General features: G+C 41.3%; 3 protein-coding genes. 1 reads left to right on the top strand and 2 read right to left on the bottom strand.

Features of this window, described 5'->3' with window-relative positions:
* Window positions 1-2 precede the first annotated feature (2 nt).
* Complete coding sequence (locus CFT61_RS16275) at window positions 3-737, top strand: hypothetical protein (RefSeq protein ID WP_254919019.1); 735 nt, start codon at window positions 3-5, stop codon at window positions 735-737.
* 73 nt (window positions 738-810) lie between these two features.
* Here the strand turns inward: CFT61_RS16275 and CFT61_RS16270 are convergent, their stop codons facing one another.
* Both CFT61_RS16270 and CFT61_RS16265 read right to left on the bottom strand, forming a co-directional pair.
* Entirely contained in the window at window positions 811-1431 is a 621-nt protein-coding gene (locus CFT61_RS16270; protein WP_089545399.1) for a radical SAM protein, read from the bottom strand.
* Between the two features lies 1 nt (window position 1432).
* Window positions 1433-1876, bottom strand: a 444-nt coding sequence (locus CFT61_RS16265; protein WP_142990669.1) for an energy transducer TonB, incomplete at its 5' end; no start/stop codon positions are given.

The following is a 1876-nucleotide window of genomic DNA, read 5'->3' as shown; positions in this document are numbered from 1 at the left end:
TATTGGAAGCCATCTACGGCACAGTTGAGAGATTGGAGCAGAAAGTCGATGAACTTTCTGCTTCACCAAAGTACGCAGGAGCGGAAACCGTTCCTGCAAGTAATGACACAACCAAGTTGGAGAAATCAATCATTGCTATGTTTGGCAAGGAAGAGGAAGTCAGAGGTAAAATATCCAAATTAAGAGATGCCATTGTTGTTTTTGTTGACCTTATCAAGGCTGAACTCGGCAAAAATGAGCAGCGAAGCAAGCTCTTGGTTGATGCAGTCAAGCAGATGATACAAGGGAATGATGTTTCCTTAAAAGCATTGCAAGATAAACTTGAAGTGATGAACAATTCTCCTCAAAAGAAGATTGTAACCCATCGCTTCGAGCCTACATCAAAGTATGTTCTTCTTTTCATTGGCGGCTTGGCTCTATCTCTCGTTCTCTCCATTTGGGGCAACCTCACCCAATGGCGAGAGCACCAAGATTGGGAGGAGGCAGACTTGAAGTATAGAGCTTTGAAGATGGTTCTGTCTGCTGATGACCCAAACATCTTATATATAGAGAAGCACTTCTCTGTAAACAGAGACGAAAATGTCATAGACTATGTCAAAAATCGTGTTGCAGCTTACGAAGATTCTGTTCTCAAATACAATGAAATGGTACGGATGGCTGCATACAAAGACAGTGTAGCTAATGAACTTCGCAGAGAGTCTAATAGCATAAAACGTACTATTAAAAATTACCAATAATTTTTATCCAATACCCCAATGAGATGGAATTTACATTCAAATCCATTTCATTGGGACATATAATTAAAACTGTTTATTTGTTTCTAATAACATATTCAAATTCATCAAAATTCTCATATCCTAATTCTATTAAGACTTGGCGACTGTGTTTCCTGTCATCTTCGGTGTTGAACTTGGGGATTATGGGGAGACGAAGGATGATCTTGTCTTTATGTTTGGCATGAGTGTTGAGCCAGACAAGGTTGTCGATAACTTGCCGGTTGGGCTTACCAGTGTAGGCTTGATAGATGGCAGGATTCATGTCCTTGATGTCGATGATAAAGGAGTCAATGTATGGGGTGACTTTCTCCAAGTGATGGCGAGGTACGTTTAGACTCGTCTCCATCGTAAAGTGCCATCCCTCTGGGCATAGTTCACAAAACTCCTTTATGAATGAACTCCACAGAAGCGGTTCACCTCCACCAAAACAGATGCCGCCTCCTGTAGCTAAGAAGTAGAGGTTGTCCATCTCCACGTTCGCCATCAGCAGTTCTGTATCCACCTCCTGCCATACGCCGTCAGCATCAAGGCATTGGGGATTGAGACAGTACTTGCAATGAAGAGGACAACCATGAAATGCTACGAGCGTAGTAACCCCCTCACCGTCAATTGTAAGGCGATGACGGTCGATACAGATAAGTGGAGCTGTATTCATCTTATTCAGGTCTGAAATTTACAGAAACAACATATTTCATTTTCACAGCTTTGCCATTTTGTTTTGCAGGATTCCATTTTGGCATACTTTTCACAACCCTAATGGCTTCCTTGTCAAGTTCAGGGCTAATGCTTCTAATTACCTTTATATCACTCAAACTTCCGTCCTCGTTTACAATAAAGACAACATGAACTCTGCCCATAGCAGCACCTTCCCTACAAATTTCTGGATAGCGTAGATTATCCTTGATGTATTTCATCAATGCAGCCATACCACCTGGGAATGAAGGCATCTCCTCTACAACACCAAATATATTGCTGTTTTCTATGGAGTCTGTATCAACAGCTGATTGCATTAAAGCGGTATTGCCTTTTTTTGATTTCTTGGATGTGGTACCTTTCCTATCATTTGAAGTTCGCTCTTTTGTTATTTCCATTCGAGGATT

The sequence above is a fragment of the Segatella copri genome (assembly GCF_002224675.1).
Classification (GTDB): domain Bacteria; phylum Bacteroidota; class Bacteroidia; order Bacteroidales; family Bacteroidaceae; genus Prevotella; species Prevotella copri_U.
This window is presented reverse-complemented; position numbering and strand designations above follow the sequence as displayed.

Coding starts and splice junctions, on each gene's coding strand:
- CFT61_RS16270 (WP_089545399.1), bottom strand. CDS start 1,431: ATGAATACAGCTCCACTTATCTGTATCGACCGTCATCGCCTTACAATT.